General features: G+C 53.2%; 19 protein-coding genes, 3 tRNA genes and 1 rRNA gene. 13 read left to right on the forward strand and 10 right to left on the reverse strand.

From position 1 onward, the window contains the following. Positions 1 to 4 precede the first annotated feature (4 nt). A 5S ribosomal RNA gene (rrf, locus tag ACUVOF_RS04565) occupies positions 5 to 120 on the forward strand. A gap of 229 nt (positions 121 to 349) precedes the next feature. On the opposite strand, the gene hisC is transcribed toward rrf, so the two are convergent. Beyond that, a complete protein-coding gene (gene hisC / locus ACUVOF_RS04570; protein WP_447043239.1) occupies positions 350 to 1,411 on the reverse strand; it encodes a histidinol-phosphate transaminase in 1,062 nt (353 codons plus the stop codon). Between the two features lie 166 nt (positions 1,412 to 1,577). Here hisC and ACUVOF_RS04575 point away from each other — a divergent pair, with 166 nt between their 5' ends. The 4 genes from ACUVOF_RS04575 to mnmH all read left to right on the forward strand — a co-directional run bounded on the left by ACUVOF_RS04575 (position 1,578) and on the right by mnmH (position 5,767). Further along, positions 1,578 to 2,024, forward strand: coding sequence for a copper resistance protein NlpE N-terminal domain-containing protein (locus ACUVOF_RS04575; protein ID WP_447043240.1), 447 nt, complete (start codon positions 1,578 to 1,580; stop codon positions 2,022 to 2,024). Between the two features lie 163 nt (positions 2,025 to 2,187). After that, a complete protein-coding gene (gene radA, locus ACUVOF_RS04580; RefSeq protein ID WP_447043780.1) occupies positions 2,188 to 3,558 on the forward strand; it encodes a DNA repair protein RadA in 1,371 nt (456 codons plus the stop codon). A gap of 74 nt (positions 3,559 to 3,632) precedes the next feature. Continuing rightward, entirely contained in the window at positions 3,633 to 4,670 is a 1,038-nt protein-coding gene (gene selD / locus ACUVOF_RS04585) for a selenide, water dikinase SelD (protein WP_447043241.1), read from the forward strand. 11 nt (positions 4,671 to 4,681) lie between these two features. Next, a complete protein-coding gene (gene mnmH, locus ACUVOF_RS04590) occupies positions 4,682 to 5,767 on the forward strand; it encodes a tRNA 2-selenouridine(34) synthase MnmH (protein WP_447043781.1) in 1,086 nt (361 codons plus the stop codon). A 21-nt stretch (positions 5,768 to 5,788) separates the two neighbouring features. Here the strand turns inward: mnmH and ACUVOF_RS04595 are convergent, their stop codons facing one another. Then, positions 5,789 to 6,478 carry a type 1 glutamine amidotransferase gene (locus ACUVOF_RS04595; protein ID WP_447043242.1) on the reverse strand — a complete coding sequence of 230 codons (690 nt, stop codon included), beginning with the start codon at positions 6,476 to 6,478 and terminating at the stop codon, positions 5,789 to 5,791. A 123-nt stretch (positions 6,479 to 6,601) separates the two neighbouring features. Between ACUVOF_RS04595 and ACUVOF_RS04600 the strand changes: the two genes are divergently transcribed. Further along, on the forward strand, positions 6,602 to 7,204 hold the full coding sequence (locus ACUVOF_RS04600) for a YjaG family protein (RefSeq protein ID WP_447043243.1): 603 nt from the start codon (positions 6,602 to 6,604) through the stop codon (positions 7,202 to 7,204). Between the two features lie 3 nt (positions 7,205 to 7,207). Here ACUVOF_RS04600 and ACUVOF_RS04605 read toward each other — a convergent pair whose 3' ends face one another. The 5 genes from ACUVOF_RS04605 to hisB form a co-directional block, all read right to left on the reverse strand. Next, the gene (locus tag ACUVOF_RS04605; RefSeq protein ID WP_447043244.1) at positions 7,208 to 7,741 is read right to left on the reverse strand and encodes a hypothetical protein; all 534 of its coding nucleotides are present in this window, start codon (positions 7,739 to 7,741) and stop codon (positions 7,208 to 7,210) included. Position 7,742: 1 nt separating this feature from the next. Further along, positions 7,743 to 8,516 carry an imidazole glycerol phosphate synthase subunit HisF gene (gene hisF, locus ACUVOF_RS04610; protein WP_447043245.1) on the reverse strand — a complete coding sequence of 258 codons (774 nt, stop codon included), beginning with the start codon at positions 8,514 to 8,516 and terminating at the stop codon, positions 7,743 to 7,745. Next, positions 8,513 to 9,259, reverse strand: a complete 747-nt coding sequence (hisA, locus tag ACUVOF_RS04615) for a 1-(5-phosphoribosyl)-5-[(5-phosphoribosylamino)methylideneamino]imidazole-4-carboxamide isomerase (protein ID WP_447043246.1) — start codon at positions 9,257 to 9,259, stop codon at positions 8,513 to 8,515. Before hisA ends, hisF begins: the two co-directional genes overlap by 4 nt. Positions 9,260 to 9,270: 11 nt before the next feature. Then, positions 9,271 to 9,912: an imidazole glycerol phosphate synthase subunit HisH gene (gene hisH, locus ACUVOF_RS04620; RefSeq protein WP_447043247.1), complete on the reverse strand. Its 642-nt coding sequence runs from the start codon at positions 9,910 to 9,912 to the stop codon at positions 9,271 to 9,273. Positions 9,913 to 9,988: 76 nt separating this feature from the next. Further along, positions 9,989 to 10,582 (reverse strand): imidazoleglycerol-phosphate dehydratase HisB, encoded by a 594-nt coding sequence (gene hisB / locus ACUVOF_RS04625; protein WP_447043248.1) that lies wholly within the window; start codon positions 10,580 to 10,582, stop codon positions 9,989 to 9,991. A gap of 242 nt (positions 10,583 to 10,824) precedes the next feature. Here hisB and ACUVOF_RS04630 point away from each other — a divergent pair, with 242 nt between their 5' ends. The 7 genes from ACUVOF_RS04630 to ACUVOF_RS04660 all read left to right on the forward strand — a co-directional run bounded on the left by ACUVOF_RS04630 (position 10,825) and on the right by ACUVOF_RS04660 (position 15,620). Continuing rightward, positions 10,825 to 11,307 carry an acetyl-CoA sensor PanZ family protein gene (locus tag ACUVOF_RS04630; RefSeq protein ID WP_447043249.1) on the forward strand — a complete coding sequence of 161 codons (483 nt, stop codon included), beginning with the start codon at positions 10,825 to 10,827 and terminating at the stop codon, positions 11,305 to 11,307. Then, positions 11,307 to 13,643, forward strand: coding sequence for an AsmA family protein (locus ACUVOF_RS04635; protein ID WP_447043250.1), 2,337 nt, complete (start codon positions 11,307 to 11,309; stop codon positions 13,641 to 13,643). Before ACUVOF_RS04630 ends, ACUVOF_RS04635 begins: the two co-directional genes overlap by 1 nt. Positions 13,644 to 13,760: 117 nt before the next feature. After that, positions 13,761 to 14,855 (forward strand): A/G-specific adenine glycosylase, encoded by a 1,095-nt coding sequence (gene mutY, locus ACUVOF_RS04640; protein ID WP_447043251.1) that lies wholly within the window; start codon positions 13,761 to 13,763, stop codon positions 14,853 to 14,855. 53 nt (positions 14,856 to 14,908) lie between these two features. Continuing rightward, positions 14,909 to 15,184, forward strand: a complete 276-nt coding sequence (locus tag ACUVOF_RS04645) for an oxidative damage protection protein (RefSeq protein ID WP_035585612.1) — start codon at positions 14,909 to 14,911, stop codon at positions 15,182 to 15,184. 131 nt (positions 15,185 to 15,315) lie between these two features. After that, positions 15,316 to 15,391, forward strand: a tRNA-Phe gene (locus ACUVOF_RS04650). A 6-nt stretch (positions 15,392 to 15,397) separates the two neighbouring features. Then, a tRNA-Gln gene (locus ACUVOF_RS04655) sits at positions 15,398 to 15,472 on the forward strand. Between the two features lie 72 nt (positions 15,473 to 15,544). Then, a tRNA-Thr gene (locus tag ACUVOF_RS04660) sits at positions 15,545 to 15,620 on the forward strand. 305 nt (positions 15,621 to 15,925) lie between these two features. Here the strand turns inward: ACUVOF_RS04660 and ACUVOF_RS04665 are convergent. The 3 genes from ACUVOF_RS04665 to ACUVOF_RS04675 form a co-directional block, all read right to left on the reverse strand. After that, the gene (locus ACUVOF_RS04665) at positions 15,926 to 16,222 is read right to left on the reverse strand and encodes a hypothetical protein (RefSeq protein WP_447043252.1); all 297 of its coding nucleotides are present in this window, start codon (positions 16,220 to 16,222) and stop codon (positions 15,926 to 15,928) included. Positions 16,223 to 16,290: 68 nt separating this feature from the next. After that, a complete protein-coding gene (locus ACUVOF_RS04670) occupies positions 16,291 to 16,605 on the reverse strand; it encodes a hypothetical protein (protein ID WP_447043253.1) in 315 nt (104 codons plus the stop codon). 50 nt (positions 16,606 to 16,655) lie between these two features. Next, positions 16,656 to 17,951, reverse strand: coding sequence for a cytochrome P450 (locus ACUVOF_RS04675; RefSeq protein WP_447043254.1), 1,296 nt, complete (start codon positions 17,949 to 17,951; stop codon positions 16,656 to 16,658). Positions 17,952 to 18,537 lie beyond the last annotated feature (586 nt).

Below are 18,537 nucleotides of genomic sequence, written 5' to 3' on the forward strand. Positions count from 1 at the left end.
TACGCCTGACGACCATAGCGAGCGTGAACCACCTGATCCCTTGCCGAACTCAGCAGTGAAACCGCTTAGCGCCGATGGTAGTGTGGGGTCTCCCCATGCGAGAGTAGGTCATCGTCAGGCACTTATACCGTACCCCAGCTTCGAAAGAAGCTGGGGTATTTTATTTGCACGAAAGAAAAACAAGGGGTCTTCCAAGTAGAGTAGCGGAGAGCCGCCCTGGACATCGTCAGGCACCTATACCGTAAAAAGCCCCGAGCACTCAGTGTTCGGGGCTTTTTGCTGGGCGGAAGAAAAACAGCCGGCAAAAGGGCAGCTTACACCGCCCAAAGAGGAAGTAGAGATAAGCAGGCTATCCGCAGATCGTCTCTAGCGCTTCAATCAAGCTATCCATTTCATCATCGGTACCGATAGTGATGCGCAAGAAGTTGTTAAGCTCAGCGGTATTAAAATGACGTATCAGAATGCCCCGCTCGCGTAGGCCAGCAAAGAGTTGTGCGCCTTCATAATTGGGGTGCTGGGCTAGCAAAAAATTCGCTTTAGAAGGGAGTACCTCAAAGCCCAGCGTCTCAAGACGCTGACGGGTACGTTCGCGGGTAGTAATTACACGTTCGCGACAGGCTTCAAAATGCTCGACATCTTTGAGTGCAGCGATACCCACCAAGCTTGCTAAACTATCGACTGGGTAGGAGTTAAACGAGTCTTTCACCCGCAGCAGGCCATCAATGAGTTCTTCAGAGCCCACCGCGTAGCCTAAGCGTAAGCCTGCCAAACTGCGTGACTTGGAAAATGTCCCGGTGACTAGCAGGTTGGGGTAACGGTCAATGAGCGTTACGGCGCTCTCAGCGCCAAAGTCCACGTACGCTTCGTCCACCAGAACCACGCGATCTGTAACCCGCTTAAGTAGCGCCTCAATCGTCATAAGCGAATGTGCATGACCGGTAGGCGCATTGGGGTTAGCGAAAATAACCCCGCTGCGTTCAGGACTCGCTGCAAGAGCATCAATATCGACCTCCCAGTTGGCAGTGAGCGGGTGCTTGCGCAGCGCTACGCCGTAGAGATTGGCGTAAACCGGGTAAAAACTGTAAGTAATAGCAGGTACATCAAGCGGTGCTTGGTGGCAAAAAAAGGCCTGAAAAGCAAACGCGAGAACCTCATCGGACCCATTACCAACAAATACTTGGCTACTCGTTACCTGAAGGGTCTCCGCCAACGCATCTCGCAGTGCTGCGGAAGTTGGGTCCGGGTAAAGGCGTAGATGATCAGTAGCGTAATTGCGCAGTACCTCACCGACGCCCGGTGCAGGGGGGTAAGGGTTTTCATTGGTATTGAGCTTGATAACACGCTCGCGTGTTTGCTCGCCGGGCACGTAAGGCGTAAGTTCGCGAACGGCCGGGCTCCAGTATTGGCTCATGGTGGTAACCTGATTATCTTAGCAATGTACGCTATGGTCGCTTGAAGACTAATTAAGCGCAAGCATTCGCATCGCTAGGGGTGTGCGTTGCACCTTGTAGCGGTTATGCTGTCACAAGTGTGCGTAAATAAATGTGATGTCCAACACGATATGAAGGAGACACTCTATGCAGTTTAAGAGTTTGCTAGCCGGTTCGGCTATGTTGGCACTGCTAGCTGGTTGTGCGAGCAGCCCTATGGAACAGCAACAGGAAGAAGCGGCTACAGCGCAGGCTAATTATCAGGGCTCTCTACCTTGCCGTAACTGCGATGGTATCGATCTGGATGTCACAATGGTGGGTGAAGATACGAGTGCAGCCGAGGAGCGCACCTTCACGCTGAACGCCAGCTACCGTAACCACCCCCAAACACCGCCGGATGAGAACTACGCGGGTAACTGGGAAGTGCTGACCGGTACGCCGTCTGACCCAGACGCCACCGTCTATGAGTTGACGCCGGATGGCGATGGTCAAATCTATTACTTCATGCGTATTGATGAGAGAACGCTGGAATTGATTGACCCAGAGCGTCGCCGTTTTGAAAATGGTGAAATGCTGCAGCTAACGCGCCAATAACGCATTAGTAAGCAGCATAAAAGGCGGCCACTGGCCGCCTTTTGTGTTTACTGTGGCTAATGAGCGCCAAACTCGCGTCAGTGAAAAGCGATAAATGATATTAAGCGCTAGCGACAACCTTCGAACGTTGCCACTTAGCGATAGCAACAGGAGTGTAATGGCAGTGGCCAAAGCCAAAAGCGCCTTTGTATGTACTGAATGTGGCGCCGAATACCGAAAATGGCAGGGACAGTGCAGCAGTTGCCAAGAGTGGAATACCCTCAGCGAGGTGCATTTAGCGAGTGCTCGTCCCGGTAGCGGAGCAGCCCCTGGTCGATCTGGCTATGCGGGTGACCTCTCGCGGGAAGTCATTGATCTCGGTAATGTTGATCTCAGCGAAGTACCTCGTATGAGTTCTACGTTTGCGGAGTTCGACCGCGTCTTAGGTGGTGGGCTCGTACCCGGCTCGGCGGTGCTGCTAGGGGGCAATCCTGGGGCGGGAAAATCGACCCTGCTACTTCAAACGGCCTGTAAATTGGCCCAGCAGCGGCGAATTCTATATGTAACGGGCGAAGAATCACTCTCCCAGGTTGCGATGCGTGCCCACCGGTTACAACTGCCTACCAATGGTTTGAAAATGTTGGCCGAGACCAGCGTAGAAACCATCCTGGCAGTGTCAGAGCGAGAAAAGCCAGAGATCCTGGTGATCGACTCAATCCAAACCATGCATTTGGAAGACATAAGTTCGGCGCCGGGTGGTGTTGCCCAGGTGCGCGAGTCAGCCGCGGCGCTAACGCGCTTTGCCAAAAAGACCAACACCGTTTTGCTATTGGTGGGCCACGTCACTAAAGATGGCACACTGGCAGGTCCTAAAGTGCTTGAGCATATGATTGATGCCTCGCTGTTATTAGAGGGCGGCGCGGACTCACGCTTTCGCACACTGCGAGGGCAGAAAAACCGCTTTGGCGCCGTCAATGAGTTAGGCGTCTTTGCGATGCTTGAGCAAGGGCTTAAAGAGGTTAAAAACCCCAGCGCTATCTTTCTTTCCCGCCAAGAGGAGCAGGCTCCTGGAAGTTTAGTGATGGTTGTCTGGGAAGGTACGCGACCTATTTTGGTCGAGGTGCAGGCACTGGTAGATGAGTCTGCACTGGGCAATCCCCGCCGTGTCGCAGTCGGTGTCGATCAAAACCGACTGGCCATGCTGCTTGCGGTGCTTAATCGCCATGGGGGGCTGTTCACTGGTGACCAGGACGTCTTCTTAAACGTCGTCGGCGGTGTCAAAGTGCTTGAAACCAGCGCCGATTTGGCTGTGCTGCTGGCGGTCGTTTCAAGCCTGCAAAACCGTGCACTACCCAAAGAATTAGTGGTATTTGGTGAAGTTGGGTTGTCGGGAGAAATACGCCCAGTACCCAGTGGCCAAGAACGCATTGCCGAAGCTGCTAAGCATGGTTTTCTGCGCGCCATCGTACCGCGCGCTAATGCGCCCAAACAGGCGCCTAAGGGTATGGAAGTGATCGCTGTGGACAAACTTAGCGATGCGCTAGAAGCTCTCTAGACGTCCGTAGACTGAAGAGTACGCCAGACTGGTTTAAACTGATGCTATTACCCAAAGTGCCAAGGAGAGACACGATGAGTTCGATTCGCTTGACCCAATATAGCCACGGTGCCGGTTGCGGCTGCAAAATCGCCCCTGATGTTCTGGACAGCATTCTTGCCAAGGCTGGGCCAGCGAAGGGGCATAAGCAGCTTATTGTTGGTAACCAGGGTCGCGAAGACGCTGCGGTTTATGATTTAGGCGATGGGCGTGGCATGGTCGCCACCACCGACTTTTTTATGCCGATTGTGGATGATCCCTTCGATTTTGGACGCATCGCAGCCACCAATGCTATCAGCGACGTTTACGCGATGGGCGGCACGCCGGTGATGGCATTGGGTATTTTAGGCTGGCCGCTGGATAAGCTCAGCGCTGAAGTCGCCGGTGATGTGATGGCCGGCGCCCAGGCGGTATGTCGTGAGTTAGGGGTTGCTCTAGCCGGTGGTCATTCCATCGATGCTCCTGAGCCTATTTTCGGGCTGGCCGTTAATGGCTTGGTCGATCTCAACAAGCTTAAGCTTAATAGCACCGCGAAGCCGGGCGATCTGCTGTTTTTAACGAAGCCGCTAGGTGTCGGTATGCTCACTACGGCAGAAAAACGTGGATTGCTAGAAGCAGGCCACCATGGACTTGCCCGAGAAACCATGCTGAAGCCGAATAGCATTGGCGTGAAGCTTGCCGAAGTTCAAGGGGTGAACGCCATGACCGATGTGACTGGTTTTGGTTTGGCTGGCCATCTTTCGGAGATGTGTCAAGCCAGTAACGTGATGGCCCAAATTGATTTCCGCAAGCTACCGCGTTTAGCCGAGGCAGAGGCTTACCGCCGCCAGGGGGCTGTGCCGGGTGGTACGCTGCGTAATCGTGATGCTTTAGGTGAGAGCTTGCCGGCCATGGACGAAGTCCATTGGCAGTGGCTGTGCGACCCACAGACCTCTGGCGGTTTACTGCTCAGCGTTGATCCTGCCTGGGAAGATGATGTTGAGCGCATTGGTCGCGAATACGGACTGACACTACAGTCGTTTGGTGTTATGAAGGCGAGCCAAGGTAAAGCCACCATCGAGGTGGTCGGGTGACGCTAGCCACGATGTCAGCCACTACGCCGGCGGCATTGAGTTTAATCAATGAAGAGTGCCCGTTGATTGATGTGCGCGCCCCGGTCGAGTTTGCTCAAGGCGCGTTACCGGGTGCTGTCAATCTACCGTTAATGGTTGATGAAGAGCGGCACCAAGTCGGCATCGCGTATAAACAGCAGGGGCAAGCCGCCGCGATTGAACTGGGTGAGCGGCTGGTCAGTGGCGCGCTCAAACAGGCCAGAATCGCAGCGTGGAAGGCATACTTAGCCGAGTATCCTGGTGCCGTGATTTACTGCTTTCGTGGCGGGTTACGCTCGCAAATAGCCCAGCAGTGGTTGGAGGAAGCCGGCATATCCAGGCCGCGCCTAGCGGGCGGTTGGAAGGCCATGCGTCAAGCGTTATGCGAACGCATCGATCAGGCGGCGCTTCAGCCGATGCTGGTGGTGGCGGGGCTAACCGGATGTGCAAAAACGACACTGATCAATCAGCTCCATAATGGCGTCGACCTTGAAGCCTACGCACACCATAAAGGCTCTGCCTTCGGCCGCAGGCCCGAAGAGCCCGCCACCCAAATCGATTTTGAGCATGCGTTGGCCAAGCGGCTAATCGGGCTGAGGGAAGGGCTGGTCATCGAAGATGAATCCCGCCAGATTGGCAACGCCAATATTCCACTCGATTTCTGGCGGGCGCTGCAGCGAGCCCCTCGGGTGCGTATTGAAATGCCGCTGGATTGGCGTCTTGCTCAAATCCAACAGGATTACATTATCGACCTTGAACAAGCCTATGCCGTTCGTTTTGGCGCTTATCAAGGCTGGCAGTTAATGCAGACACAGTTAAGCAATGCCCTTACTCGTTTGGGAAAACGTCTGGGTAACGCACGGCTACAGCGCTTGCAGCGGCTACAGGCGCTGGCATTCAACGAACATGCTCATGGCAACCCGCAGGCGCATGAGGCTTGGCTCGCACCACTACTGACTGAGTATTACGACCCACTCTACCGTTACCATTTAAAGAAACAACGCGATACGGCACCACCGGAAATTCATGTAGGCGATTGGGAAAGTTGCCTGGCGGCCGCCAGGCAGTGGAATCGCTGACGGCCTTAGAGCTTTCTGCTGTTACGCCGCTTTTAGCCATTGGCTCATTAGTCTATCGAGCTGCGGTGCGAGGCGAGTAAAGCGGTTGGGGTCTTCTAGTATTTGGGTCGCATCCTGAATATAACGGTTGGCGGCAGGCGAAGCACTGGGCCACTCAGCAGTGTCCAACAGCTGTTTCACACTAGCAGCGGTAGCTTCTAAGTGGCACAGCAGACCAATGACGCGATCTCTATCCCAGGTAAAGCCTTGCAGCGGTGATGCTTCGCTACCACCTAAGGGAAAAGCATCGTCGGGTAGGCTGAAGACGTAGCGATGCCACATAAAAGCGGAAAATGTTTCGGGTAGATCCAGCGAGCTTTCCGGCGCTAGGTTCACCGTATGCCAGCCTGTTTCAGGGTAAGTGCCAGGCGCTACCACTGAGCCTAGCGCTTGGGCCACCCAGTGAGCACCCACGCCAATACCCAGCAGCGGTTTTTGGCCATCCAAATAGCGGTTGATAAGTTTATCTTCGGCTTTAAACCATGCCGGTGGTTGGCTGAGTAGTTCCTCAGGGCCATCAAGTATAATCAGCGCATCAGACTCGCTTGGGCGTGGTGTTAACTCGCCAGCATAGAGGTGAAAAACGGTGTAACTATGGCCCATACTGGTGAGCCAATCGGTTAAACGGGCGGGGCCATGGTCAGGGCCGTGCTGTAGCAGATGAATATGCATGGTAATCTCCTCGCCGGCCGTACAATCATCAAAGCGCTGGGGGGTCGCCCCAAGCGTAGAGAGACAATAACGTACCCGCTAGCTTTCACCAATATCCCACGTCAAGCGATCCAGGAAATCACTATGGTGTCCAACCCTCTGGGCTTTTATCAACGATTACAACAGCTCTCTTTACCGGCCCAACAAGCTTTTATGGCGGCGCTGTGCGAGCGTTTGCTGCCTAACTATGTGCTTTATGAGCAAACCACAGGCCACGGTGATAGCCATACGCTACGTACCGTGCTGAGTTTAGTGTGGGAACGGCTTAATGTGCCAAATGCCAGTATTGATTTTGCCCGACAAGCGGAAAAACTAGCCGAGTGCGAGCCGCCGGAAGAAGACGATAGTTTTGGTGCCCGGCGAGCATTGGATACGGTGGTGTCGATCTCGGCGCTATTGGATACCTTGCAAGGCGAGTCGCCAGAGGCGGTGCTGGATGTTAGCCGCACCTCCCGTGCGGGCGTACGCGCCTTTATAGAGCTCACTGAAGGCGAAGAGGATGCCCAAGCACTGGCGCTCATTATTCGCGATCACCCCCTGATGGAAGACGAAAACGACTTCCAGGATGCGGTGCTGGAAGCCGTGAAAGAACCGCTTGATAAAGCGGCATTGAAAGATATACGCCAATTAGGGCGTAATGGCGGGATCAGTAACCTGGGATTAACGCTGGACGAGACGGCGGAGTAACGGTTAAAGGCGAACGCCTGCGGTAATCATCATGCCCGCGGTTCCAAACACAATCAGATCAGACTCAATTCGCCTCCACCGTACGCCAATACTGGGTAAAAGGGCGGGGGCAATCTCAAAATGGTTGAGCGGGATTTTATCGCGATACTCATCTTTATAGCCGCGTAAGAGCCCAGCGGTTAGCTTGGCGCGCACGGTTACGTCTGGTCGAGGTTGCCAAAGCGGAAAGTCGCGACCTGCATAAAAATACCATGTCGGTTGATCAAACGAATTTTTGAACCAGGCCGTGCCGGCTAGCCAGCGCTGAGGGTTGTGCAGCTCAATGCTAATCAGGTCTTGCTGATTTATATGTTCGGGGTCAGGGCTGAAATGACGAGTATACAGGCTGGTTTGCACCAGCGTATGGTTCCACTCCAGCACGGGCGGCCAGTCGGGTAGTGAGTATGCAGCAGCAGGCGTACTTAATAGCACGCCTGCTAGCCAACTCAACCATAAAGGTACGCGTCCCGAGTGAGGGTGTGAGGGGCGCTGAGGCATATTAAAGACGCATTTCGATGCCGCGTTCGGCCATGTAACGTTTAGCTTCAGGAATGGTGTATTCGCCAAAGTGGAAAATGCTGGCGGCCAGCACCGCATCGGCGCCACCTTTGAGTACACCATCCACTAAGTGATCCAGGTTGCCCACACCGCCTGAAGCAATCACCGGTACGCTCACCGCTTCGGAAATCGCATGTGTCACGCCAAGATCAAAACCGATCTTGGTGCCGTCACGATCCATACTGGTGAGCAGTAGTTCTCCCGCGCCGAATTCGACCATCTTCTTTGCCCACTCAACGGCATCCAGTCCCGTTGGGCGGCGGCCGCCGTGGGTAAAAATCTCCCAGCGGGGCGTTTCGCCCTCTTCAGAAACCCGTTTGGCGTCAATGGCCACCACAATACACTGACTGCCGAAACGCTCGGCAGCTTCGCGCACAAACTCTGGGTTGGTGACCGCGGCGGTGTTGATTGAGACTTTGTCTGCCCCGGCGTTAAGCATGGTGCGAATATCATCGCAGGTGCGTATGCCGCCGCCGACGGTTAGCGGAATAAACACTTCGCCAGCGATACGTTCGACCATTTCCACGGTGGTGTCGCGGTCTTCGTGGCTGGCGGTAATATCGAGAAAAGTGATCTCATCGGCGCCCTGCTGGTTATAACGCTGGGCAATCTCCACCGGGTCACCGGCATCGCGAATGCCGACGAAATTAACGCCTTTAACCACGCGCCCGGCGTCTACATCCAGGCAGGGAATAATGCGTTTGGTAAGGCTCATGAACCGCCTCCCGTCAGTTGGTCGCTTAGTCGTTGCGCTTCGGCCACATCCAGGCTGCCTTCGTAAATTGCCCGGCCGGTGATAGCGCCCAAAATGCCGCTGTCAGCAACCTCACAAAGTGCTTTGATATCGTCCAGGTTGGTGACACCACCTGAGGCAATCACCGGCAAGCCACCTTCACGGGCAAGTGCTGCGGTGGCTTCGACGTTGACGCCTTGCATCATGCCGTCGCGGGCAATATCGGTGTACACGATGCTGGAGACGCCATCATTGGCGAAGCGTTTGGCCAATTCGGTGGCTTTGATAGTGGACACTTCGGCCCAGCCATCGGTGGCAACGTAACCATCTTTGGCATCAAGCCCAACGATCACATGGCCGGGAAAAGCGCGGCACATCTCGCCCACAAAATCAGGCTCTTTTACCGCTTTGGTGCCGATAATCACATAAGAGACACCGGCGCTTAAGTAGTGCTCAATCGTTTCCGCACTGCGAATACCGCCGCCAATTTGAATCGGCAGATTAGGATAGGCGCGAGCGATAGCCGTCACGGCGTCACCATTTACCGGCTTGCCTTCAAAGGCGCCGTTTAAATCCACCAAGTGCAGGCGGCGGGCGCCAGCGTCTACCCAGCGCGCCGCCATGGCCACCGGATCATCGCCGTAGGAAGTCGCGTCTTCCATACGACCCTGCTTCAATCGCACACACTGGCCGTCTTTGAGATCAATAGCGGGAATTACCAACATACAAAATCCTCTCAGGGCGTCCAGGTGACAAAATTTTCAAGCAGGCGAAGACCCGCACGGGAGCTTTTTTCCGGATGGAACTGAACCGCAAAAGTCGAATCGCGGCCAATAGCCACGTGGGCGCTGACCTTGCCGTACTGGGTGGTGCCAAATATGTGCGCATCGTTATCCGCATTAACGTAATAGCTGTGCACGAAGTAGAAGTGTTCACGGTTATCAATCCCCGCCCACAGCGGGTGATCGTGATGCTGTTCGACCACGTTCCAACCCATGTGCGGCACTTTTAAACGCTGTTCGTGGGCGTCGCGCATGTCACCAGGAAAGCGGTCAACACTGCCTTTGAAAAAGCCCAGGCATTCCACACCGCCATTCTCTTCGCTGCGCTCCAGCAGCATCTGTTGACCCACGCAGATACCCAGCAGCGGTTTGGCCTGGCGGGTTAAAATATCATCCACCAGTCCGCGTAATTCGGTACGCTCGAGTTCGCCAACACAGTCACGAATGGCCCCTTGGCCGGGTAGAACGAGACGCGTCGCGCCAAGAATGCGGCGCGGGTCGCGGGTAATGACGACGTTCTCATGGGTTACATGCTCCAGCGCTTTGGCGACAGAGTGAAGATTGCCCATTCCATAGTCGATCACAGCAATGGTCATGAAGCGCTCCTTGTGGAGGTAGGCAAAATATGGCTAGCGGCATAGTCCGTCATATAGCCCGTCATATAGCGCAGCATCACAAGCTCCCCTTGGTGGAGGGCATTTGGCCCGCCATGCGTGGATCTTCCGCCACAGCCATGCGTAGTGCACGACCAAAAGCTTTAAAAATGGTCTCTGCCTGGTGGTGAGCATTAAAGCCTTTAATATTGTCGATATGTAGCGTTACACGAGCGTGGTTGACGAAGCCTTGAAAAAACTCCCAGAACAACTGAGTGTCCATGCTACCGATGGTATCGCGAGTGAACTCAACATTCATATACAGGCCTGGCCGACCGGAAAAGTCGATTACAACGCGAGAGAGCGCCTCATCAAGAGGAACATAGGCGTGACCATAACGGTAAATGCCGCGCTTATCGCCAATGGCTTCAAAAAAAGCTTGGCCTAGCGTAATACCCAGGTCTTCTACGGTATGGTGGTCGTCAATATGTAGATCACCAGTGGCGTTGATGTCGAGATCGATCATCCCGTGGCGGGCAACTTGATCAAGCATATGATCCAGAAACGGAACGCCGGTTTGGCAGCTAAGCCGGCCTTCTCCGTCGAGATTGACGCTGACCTTGATCTGCGTTTCGTTGGTGTCACGGCTAACCGTGGCAATACGCGCTGACATGTTGCATCTCCTGCGCTGAAGCGCACTCTGAGGGATAGCCCCTAGGAATAGTTTTTAAGAACAGTCCTGAGGAGTGATCGGTGGCTCTGCATCAATTTACCATTGTTTGATCAGGGCATAACCTGTGGTGAGCGACCATTATAGAGAATCGGCGCCCTCATCCGCTACAATGCGCGAAATGTAGCCGCAATCAACCGCGGCAAAAACAGCAGCTAGACTGCTTTGGCGAAGAGGATTTCACCATGCCGGTGACACTGCACCATGTCGACCAGGCCCGTTGGGAAGCCAATGAGCAGGTACGCCTTGATCTAGTGCGTATCTATGAGGATGCGCCCCAAGAGCGCATGCCCACCTCAACAGTTGAGCCATTTATTGAGCAACATCTGGCAGACCGGCACTTTTTTGCCTGCGCACTGTTCAATGATCGGTTGCTGGGAGCCGTCGCTGTGCATGAGGGCGAAGACCGAGCCTGGTGGCTGTCTGAACTCTGCGTGCGCAAAACGACACGCCGCCGTGGTGTCGGCTCGCGCTTAATGGCGCTGCTTGGCGCGCAAGCCAAAGAGGAAAACCGCGTACTGCGGATTGAAACGTCCACTTTGCCACTGGCCGACCGCGTGCTGCTCTCTAAGCTAGGTTACCGGCCCATGGCCAATCCAGAGGCTCCGGCGGCGGGCGCACCCGTCACCAGCGATTTTGTTGAGTTAGACCCACAAGGAAAAGGGTAATGAAACAACTATTACGTATTTTGCTGGCAGCGGTCGGTATTCTTGCCATCGTCGCGGTTGCCGCCGTGGTCTACGTGACCACCTTTCTGGACCCAGAGGACTTTAAGCCCCGCTTAACGGCCGTCGTGGAGGAGCAAACCGGGCTTAACTTGGCACTGGAAGGTCCCATTACCTGGTCGTTTTATCCTCGGATTGGTGTCAGCGTTGAGCAGGCCCGTGCTTGGCTGCCTGAGCAGACTGAAGACAGCGCTGCCTTTGCTGCAATTGATCGTGCTGAAGTTAGCGTAGCATTTGGCCCGTTATTGCGTGGGGAAATTGCCGTTGATGGGCTTACGCTTGATGGTATGCGCCTTAACCTGGAGCGCGATGCCCAAGGCGAGGGTAATTGGGAGCCCTTGTTAGAGCGTCTTTCAGAACATAATGAAAGCGCCGCTGAAACGGTGCTGGCACCTGCAAGTGCAGGTCCCAATGCCGATGCGGGTAGTCTGGCAGTGGTTTTGAGTATTGCCAGAGTCGAGGTGAAAAATGCCGATATTCGCTTCCGCGATGCGCAAACTGAAGCACTGTGGCGCATTCAACAACTGAATGTCTCGGGCAGTAACGTTAACCCGGTGCGCGCGTTTCCGCTAAAAGCCATGTTCACGCTGACCAAGCATAACCGGCTGGATGCAGACGTATTGGAGCAGACCCCCGACCTGACCAGCGAGATAAATCTTGAAACTCGCGTACGGCTTGGTCTGGAAGATGAGCTTTTTGTGCTGGAAAATATGGCATTGACCACCCGAACGACTTCCGGCGCAGAGAGCGAGCCACAGCAGCTCAGCTTAAAAACTGCCGAACTCGTCGCGCGCATGGGCGAACAGCAGCTCACTATCGAAGAGGGCGTGCTTGAAGCCGGTTTGCGCAATTCGGATAATTGGCAAGGTAGCCTGGCGTTGGCGCTTGCCTTTGGCCTGGAAAGTGACTGGCAGGCACAAACTGCTCAGTTGAAAGACATGCAGCTCACTGGGCCGGATGGTTTAAGGGTCAATGGGCATCTGAATGTTGAACAGTTGCGCGACGCACCGCACTATCGTGGCCAGTTAACCGCCGCGCCATTTACGCTGCGCCCCTGGCTTGCCCGCGCTGGCGTTACGCTCACTACGGCAGGCGAAGCTGCACTCAGTGATGTGGCCATGACCAGCCCTATCGAAGGGAATGCTGAGCAGCTTTCCTTGACCAGCCTCTCACTGGTAGTCGACGACAGCACCTTTACAGGTGAACTAACGGCTGCGTTGGACGGCTCGCGTTTAGACTTCGATTTGGCAGGTGATCAGCTAGACCTTGATCGCTATCTACCCGGTGAGGCCACCGCCAAACAGGCGAGTCGCGGTTTACTGCGTAAAGCCTTTGCTCAGGAAAACAACACATTAGTGCCGCAATCATTACTCAGTGGGCTGGCGCTAGAGGGCGACCTGAGTGTGGATACGCTTATTTTTTCGGGCCTGACCTTCAATAACCCGCGCTTGCAACTGCGTGGCGACGACGGCGTTCATCGGCTAACGGCGTTTGAGTCAGGCTTCTACGAGGGTGAGCTTAGCGCCTCCGGCCAAATCGATGCGACGGATCCCGTGATAGCTTGGGCGCTCTCGCCAACCATTAACAACGTTCAGGTGGCGCCACTAATTGAAGCCATCAGCGAAGAGCAGGGCTCACCACTGCGGGGCCGTTTTAATTTATCCGGCGACCTTACTAGTCTTGGCAATACTCGCGAAGCTCTTATCAGTAATCTCAATGGCAAGCTTAATGCTCGCCTAAACGATGGCGCTATTTTAAACACCAACATATCTCAACAAATGTGTGAACTGGTGGCACAATTAGAGGGCGAGGGCACACTGCGTGAATGGCATACCGATACCCGCTTTGAGCGCTTCGATGCCACCTTCCACATTAATAACGGTGTCGTGGCCAGTGATGATCTGTTGATCACCTTGCCCGGTATTGATGTTCAGGGTGAAGGCGAACTCAATCTCACCAACTTGAACTTTGATACCCTTGTTAATGCCCGTTTGGTCGACACCGCCGATGCGGCTTGTGAGGTTAATCCGCGCCTGGAACAACTGCCGTTACCTATGCGTTGTGAAGGCCACCTGAGCGATGAGCGCACCGAGTGGTGCCGCTTTGACCGTGAAACGTTTCAGACGGCGGTGGTCGACTTGCTGCGCAACGAAGCCAGTAATCGCGTTAATGAAGAACTGGAAGAACGATTAGGCGATACGTTAGATCAGTTGGATGAACGCCTCGGTGAAGGTGCTGGTCAAGAACTTCGTGATGGTTTGCGCAACCTGTTTAACTGAGCATCAGTGCTAGATGTGAATAAATGCATTACTCGAAACGGTAAATAACTGCGTCGGCCTAATCGCCGACGCTTTTTTATTAGACCATTGATGCCCATCTCTGTTTAAGGAACGTGCATGGCAGATATGCCTAAACCGCGGCTGGCGGCAGACGAATTTCAACAACGGCTGTTGGCCTGGTTCGACCGCTATGGCCGCCACGACTTGCCATGGCAATCACCGCGTAGCGCCTACCGGGTGTGGGTGTCAGAAATCATGCTGCAGCAGACCCAGGTCGCCACTGTCATTGCTTATTTCGAGCGTTTTATGGCGCGCTTCCCCACCCTGGAAGCGCTCGCCACTGCGCCGCAGGATGAAGTACTGCATCTTTGGACCGGCCTTGGCTACTACGCCCGTGCGCGCAATTTGCATAAGGCCGCCCAGGTTGCGTTAGCAGAGTATGACGGCGAACTGCCAACCGACAGTGTTGACGCTTTAGTGGCACTGCCCGGTATTGGCCGTTCTACCGCAGGTGCCATCATTGCGCAAAGTACCGGTGAGCGGGCTGCCATCCTGGATGGCAATGTAAAGCGCTCGCTCACTCGTTTGCATGCGTTGCCCGGCTGGCCGGGTAAGCCAGAGGTGGAGCGAAAGCTGTGGTCGCTGGCGGAGTACTACACCCCAGCAGAGCGCCTAGCGGATTACACCCAGGCGATAATGGATTTTGGCGCTACGTTATGTAAACGCAGCAAACCGGACTGCCTGAGCTGCCCATTTAATGATGTCTGTTTGGCCTACGCCCAAGGCGAACCACAGCGCTACCCGGAATCCAAACCCAAAAAAGCGCTGCCCACGCGACAAACGATCATGCTGATGCTGCGCGATCCAGAAGGGCGGGTGTGGCTGGAAAAGCGCCCCCCAAGCGGGCTATGGGGTGGTTTATGGAGTTTGCCTCAGTTTGAGAAACACAGTGAGCTCAACGATTGGCTGGAAGCCCATGTCGTTACCCCTGTTCGCGAGAGCACGGCACCCAGTTTTTACCATACCTTCAGCCATTTTCGCTTGGAAATTACCCCGCAGCCGGTGACCTGCGATAGGCTGGCTGGTGTCCGCGAAAGTGGCGTATGGTACGACGTTGAACATCCGCCCGCGCTGGGTTTGGCAGCCCCCGTTAAATCGCTGCTCAGCCAGCTAACGCCTTTTACACTCAATTCCGCTCCGGGCCACGCCTAAACGTTTTCTGGGGCAATTTATTTTAAATTAAGTCGCTGAATCAGGAGTATGTGATGAGCAATACCGTTTTTTGCCGTAAGTATCAGAAAGAGTTAGAAGCGCTGCCCTTCCCGCCGTTGCCGGGCAAGCAGGGGCAGGAGATTCAAGCCACCGTTTCCAAGCCCGCCTGGGAGGCTTGGCAGGCACTACAGACCCGACTGATCAATGAGAAGCATCTCAACATGCTTGATCCTGAGTCCCGTGCGTACCTAATGGAGCAGATGCAGCGCTTCCTGGACAACCAGGAAACCGACCAAGCCGAAGGGTATGTACCGCCTACACAAGCATGAGTAATTACTTGATAGAGCGGTGTTGTTATCAGTGCAGCACAAAACACCCCTAAGCATCCGTATCGCAAGAAAGTTTCACAAAGGTGTTGACGGAAAGCGGCGTTTTTAGTTTAATACGCACCGTTGGCAGCGGCCAGATAGCTCAGTTGGTAGAGCAGGGGATTGAAAATCCCCGTGTCGGCGGTTCGATTCCGTCTCTGGCCACCACACTGCTGGGGTATCGCCAAGTGGTAAGGCACCGCTTTTTGGTAGCGGCATTCCCAGGTTCGAATCCTGGTACCCCAGCCATTGCCAACAAAATTTCTTGTTGATTGCGGAGCCTAACGGCGAAGCAATCATGTTCTCAAGAAAACGTGAAGCGCCGACATAGCTCAGTTGGTAGAGCAACTGACTTGTAATCAGTAGGTCCCGGGTTCGACTCCTGGTGTCGGCACCACTGAAAAGTGGTTAAAAGCAAAGCGTTAGAGAATTCAAAAAGGCCACCTTTTCAGGTGGCCTTTTTCGTTTACGTAGAATTCTACCCAAATCTTTGCTTTTTCCTCTCATTCTCTGCCGGTAGCGATAAACCACACAGCTTGGTCTTTCATGCTACTGCTTGAATTTAATAACACAAAGCATCGTGGTGAAAAACCAAGTGATTTCATGGAGATTCGCCTGAATGATGACGGTCCTGCTATCAAGCGCCACCAAATTCCACGACGCCTTGTTCAATGATTCATCAGGTACTCTGCTCTTTATCCGTTAGCTAGGTTCATTTTTCCCTAGTGTAAAGTCAGGGGGGTCGCTAGCAGGAAAGCTTTCATCGCTCATTTCATCCACATGCTCCTGTTGCTTGAGATGAGAGGAGAGTTTTACAAACTCACTCAATGGCTTGGACAAAACCCAGTGATCGTCTTGGCGTCTGAGCTCTTGGGTAGGAATGCTATATGTATTCCCGTCGCTTGCCTCAAGAGCTCCCCGTTCTAAATACTTATCTTTAGTGAAGCGTCCTATAAGTTGCTGTTTGTCATCGTAAACATCGTTAAATGATTCTTTCATAATCGCTGCCTCGTAAGAATTGCATGATAAGTTCAGTCAATGACAATCAATGAAGCATGTCATTCAAACTATTCGTTTCCTTTGGGGGCGGCCCGGTCGGCTTTTTTATTGATATCGTCCTTGTGTGCTTGCTTTTCCTTCGTCAGTTGGGTGCCTTGAATAGGCGCTTCCTTGCCAGAGGTATTATGGCTCGGCACCGAACGAGAGCTTGCATCCTTTTGATTATCAACGTTTTCGTCTGGACGAAAAGGCGTTGGTTCCTCATGCGATGACCCTTTTTGCGTAGGGTCTCCGTCAACGTTGGGTGTGTCCTTGTCGATCACCTGCTTGGCTTTTTGGGTTTGCTCGGAATCTTTTAAGTTTCCCTCAGTTTTATGGCTCATGGCGTTTCTCCTGTGTTTTCTAAAAAACGATCATTTGTAACAATAGCTGCTTAACTGTTTTCCTCCACTTTGGCTTTAAAGGGGTTGACAGAGCGTGTGGCAGACAGGATAAGTCCGCTCCGTGGGCGAGCCGGTATGACATTAAGATTAACTGTAAGATCTTGCGGTGGTACGTTATAGCTAAGCTGTTGGGCAAATTTATTAACTGCCAGATCGATTAGCGCCAATGTGATCCACTCACCGGGGCATCGATGCTGAGTCGCATGGTCGCTACCGCCTTGAGGAATCATTGCAAAACGATGCAAATCGGTTTTTTCTTGCTCGAAACGTTCAGGGCGGAACTGATCAGGTGTGTCCCAACGATGAGGGTCATGGTTAGTGCCATAGATATCGAGAATCGCTTGCCAACCACGCTTCAAGTGATAGCCGTTCCATGTAACGTCTTTTTTAATGCGAGCGGCTAGAAACGGGAAAAAAGGGTAGTAACGCCTGACCTCTTGAATGAAGTGTCGACGATAATGGCCTGATTCTCTGTGCGAAAGCTGCTCACGGCAGCGGGGGTGTTCATGCATCGCCATGACGGCAAACACCATATATCTTGCGACCGCTACAATGGGTCGGATTACATTAATTAACTCTACGGCGACAACATGTTTTGATAGCGGCTTACCCTCAGAATCACGGAAATCGGCAAAGGTAGCAAAAGGCAATGATGGATCGATGTCACGAAGACCTTCCCGGTACTGTTTGATCAAGTCTATAAGCGCATTTTCAGTCTGATGGCGCGCTCGGCGGCTTGCCCAATGCTTAGGGCCAATCGCGGCACCTCCTTCGATCATAAGCACCAATCGCCTTGTCATCTCTGGCGCATCCACATTGTGCAAGGGTATGCCGCACCAAGCGCAGGCTGCCCGACATAAAATGTGATGTAGTTCATCAAGCAGGATGATTGATGCTTGCGACTCCCAATAAGAGAGGCGCAATTGCCAATAATGTTCGACCAGTTCCACTAGCGCATCAATGCGTGATTGCGACATCAAGGAAAGAAACAGTGCCTTGTGTTGTCGATGCGCCTCTCCCTCAAGGCCTTGCACGCCACCTTCACCAAACAAGGTTCTTTTTAAACGTTTGGGTGCAGCATTCTCACGCGTGAAAAGCTCGTCGTTGTAAAAAAGCCCAGCGGCCTCTTCACCCCTCATAAATAGCGTCTTTTTAAGCCTAAGCCGAGAGAGAAAAAGGTTGGTTCCTAAACGGTCACATTGCGCCGAGATATAAGGGTAACCACTGCGCACTAATGAGAGCGTACACTCCCTGCTCGCCATCGGTGGTTCACGATTACAGCCCATTAATGCCTCCTATGCCGAGGCGACCCAGCAATATGATGAAGCCTTTAACCTGTTGCGCTATCCTTGATGTCATAACTTCATTCCATCGTGCCCTATCAGGTGGTTTCTGCTCCTCCGAGGTAATGAGGAGCAGAATGTGGGTGCTTCCTGTGCCGGTAGTCAGCGTAATATAGACATCCTGACTACCTGCCTATTCGTGCAAAGTATTAAACTTTTACATATGATGATTAAATAACTCATCTATATAACCTATGTAACCAGCTTGCTAATCTTTCCACTTCAAGCTGGTGGCTAGCTCTTTTTGCTTCAGTTAACCTAAAACTATAGGTATCAGGTAGGCGTATCGTCCAGTAGTTAGGCAATTAAAACTATTTGTAACTTGGCTGACTGTTGAGATTAATAACTCATGTTATGTTGTTTTTGCATTTGTTTGATTTTTATAGATTATTGATAGTTCAGTATAAGCAGAGATTTGATTTAATTTATCTTTATTTTTGACAAAGGTTAAAAAGTTTTATTTAAAGCACACATGGCTTGAAGTACTCCATCTATTGACTATTCTGCATAGTGCTCGGTTAGCAAAGCG

Source organism: Vreelandella sp. H-I2, assembly GCF_052959335.1.

Excerpts from the sequence above, each read along its gene's own strand:
- hisC (WP_447043239.1), bottom strand. The coding sequence starts at position 1,411 with ATGAGCCAATACTGGAGCCCGGCCGTTCGCGAACTTACGCCTTACGTG.
- ACUVOF_RS04575 (WP_447043240.1), top strand. The coding sequence starts at position 1,578 with ATGCAGTTTAAGAGTTTGCTAGCCGGTTCGGCTATGTTGGCACTGCTA.
- selD (WP_447043241.1), top strand. The coding sequence starts at position 3,633 with ATGAGTTCGATTCGCTTGACCCAATATAGCCACGGTGCCGGTTGCGGC.
- mnmH (WP_447043781.1), top strand. The coding sequence starts at position 4,682 with ATGTCAGCCACTACGCCGGCGGCATTGAGTTTAATCAATGAAGAGTGC.
- ACUVOF_RS04595 (WP_447043242.1), bottom strand. The coding sequence starts at position 6,478 with ATGCATATTCATCTGCTACAGCACGGCCCTGACCATGGCCCCGCCCGT.
- ACUVOF_RS04600 (WP_447043243.1), top strand. The coding sequence starts at position 6,602 with ATGGTGTCCAACCCTCTGGGCTTTTATCAACGATTACAACAGCTCTCT.
- ACUVOF_RS04605 (WP_447043244.1), bottom strand. The coding sequence starts at position 7,741 with ATGCCTCAGCGCCCCTCACACCCTCACTCGGGACGCGTACCTTTATGG.
- hisF (WP_447043245.1), bottom strand. The coding sequence starts at position 8,516 with ATGAGCCTTACCAAACGCATTATTCCCTGCCTGGATGTAGACGCCGGG.
- hisA (WP_447043246.1), bottom strand. The coding sequence starts at position 9,259 with ATGTTGGTAATTCCCGCTATTGATCTCAAAGACGGCCAGTGTGTGCGA.
- hisH (WP_447043247.1), bottom strand. The coding sequence starts at position 9,912 with ATGACCATTGCTGTGATCGACTATGGAATGGGCAATCTTCACTCTGTC.
- hisB (WP_447043248.1), bottom strand. The coding sequence starts at position 10,582 with ATGTCAGCGCGTATTGCCACGGTTAGCCGTGACACCAACGAAACGCAG.
- ACUVOF_RS04630 (WP_447043249.1), top strand. The coding sequence starts at position 10,825 with ATGCCGGTGACACTGCACCATGTCGACCAGGCCCGTTGGGAAGCCAAT.
- ACUVOF_RS04635 (WP_447043250.1), top strand. The coding sequence starts at position 11,307 with ATGAAACAACTATTACGTATTTTGCTGGCAGCGGTCGGTATTCTTGCC.
- mutY (WP_447043251.1), top strand. The coding sequence starts at position 13,761 with ATGGCAGATATGCCTAAACCGCGGCTGGCGGCAGACGAATTTCAACAA.
- ACUVOF_RS04645 (WP_035585612.1), top strand. The coding sequence starts at position 14,909 with ATGAGCAATACCGTTTTTTGCCGTAAGTATCAGAAAGAGTTAGAAGCG.
- ACUVOF_RS04665 (WP_447043252.1), bottom strand. The coding sequence starts at position 16,222 with ATGAAAGAATCATTTAACGATGTTTACGATGACAAACAGCAACTTATA.
- ACUVOF_RS04670 (WP_447043253.1), bottom strand. The coding sequence starts at position 16,605 with ATGAGCCATAAAACTGAGGGAAACTTAAAAGATTCCGAGCAAACCCAA.
- ACUVOF_RS04675 (WP_447043254.1), bottom strand. The coding sequence starts at position 17,951 with ATGGGCTGTAATCGTGAACCACCGATGGCGAGCAGGGAGTGTACGCTC.